Source organism: Stenotrophomonas sp. HMWF003, assembly GCF_003061285.1.
In the GTDB taxonomy this organism is placed as follows: Bacteria; Pseudomonadota; Gammaproteobacteria; order Xanthomonadales; family Xanthomonadaceae; genus Stenotrophomonas; species Stenotrophomonas maltophilia_AP.
Genome location: NZ_QAIW01000033.1, coordinates 423 through 1559, shown reverse-complemented (window position 1 = coordinate 1559; position 1137 = coordinate 423). Strand labels below are relative to the sequence as shown.

At 61.5% G+C, this 1137-nt stretch carries 2 protein-coding genes; both read right to left on the bottom strand.

The window, feature by feature from the left end; genetic code table 11:
* Positions 1 to 35 precede the first annotated feature (35 nt).
* The gene (gene radC, locus DBR34_RS01230; RefSeq protein WP_128095384.1) at positions 36 to 734 is read right to left on the bottom strand and encodes a DNA repair protein RadC; all 699 of its coding nucleotides are present in this window, start codon (positions 732 to 734) and stop codon (positions 36 to 38) included.
* 35 nt (positions 735 to 769) lie between these two features.
* Positions 770 to 1006 carry a hypothetical protein gene (locus DBR34_RS01225; RefSeq protein ID WP_128095383.1) on the bottom strand — a complete coding sequence of 79 codons (237 nt, stop codon included), beginning with the start codon at positions 1004 to 1006 and terminating at the stop codon, positions 770 to 772.
* Positions 1007 to 1137 lie beyond the last annotated feature (131 nt).

The window sequence follows — 1137 nt, the reverse complement described above, 5'->3', positions numbered from 1 at the left end:
GCTCCGGACAGGGGTATCTGGGCTGACTGGGACGTTCAGCCCCGAAAGGAGAGGGTGGGTTCGAGCCAGCCGCGTTCAGCCATGGAGACGGGGGTGCCTTCGCCTACTACTACGTGGTCCAGGAGGCGGACTCCCACTAAAGGCAGGGCTTTTTCCAGATGACGGGTAATGTCGCGGTCGGCGGCGGATGGCTCGGCACTGCCGGAAGGGTGGTTGTGGCCAATGATCACCGCTGCCGCGTTGTGGAACAGGGCGCGGCGTGCCACTTCGCGCGGGTAGACCGCCGCCGCATCGATCGTGCCGTGGAAGAGTTCCTCGAACGCCAGCATGTGATTGCGGGTGTTCAAGAACATGACCGCAAAGACCTCATGGGGGCGCCCGCGGAGCCGCTGTTTGAAGTAGCGCATGGCTGCCTTCGGATCGCACATGCCTTCACCCAGGTCCAACTTTGCACGCAGATGGCGGTCGGCGAGTTCCAGTGCGGCTACAAGCTTGCAAGCTCGTGCCGGGCCGAGCCCGGGCAGTTTCCTCAGCTTCTGCGCGCTCATATCAAGCAATAGGCGCAGGGGGCCATGATCCTTGAGGAGAAGGCGTGCGTTCTCCATGACGTCCAAGCCCTTACAGCCGGTGCCCATGAACAATGCGAGTAGCTCAGCGTCGGAAAGCGCTGCCGGACCACGTGCCAGCAGCTTCTCGCGCGGTTGTTCGTTCTTGGGCCAGTCTTTGATTGCCATGGCTCAAGTGTCGAGAAACACGTATGCCCAGCCAATCAGAATATGCCGTGTCCTCTGATCAGGATGGCCGCATGGATCAGCCAGTTGCTGAGGGCCACCAGCCCGGCCATGACGGACAAGCGCGTCAGCGCCACCTCGGCGCGGGCGTTCTGTTCGACGTAGGCGGCAGGGGAAAGCACGGGATCACCGGGTGGAAGCGCCGTGGGTACAAGCACGCGTACGTTCTTGCCGCTGACGGCGGTAGTCACAAAGGTTCCAGCAATGCGCGACATGGCAAAGATCCTTGAATTCCGATCCAAGGAAGGAAAGAAATCTTTTCCACCTGCTCGCCTTGATAAAGCATCTTTTCCTAACGCGGCGGGTACAGCCCCGGAATCTCGGCGTCAGCCCATGCTGCCCAGCC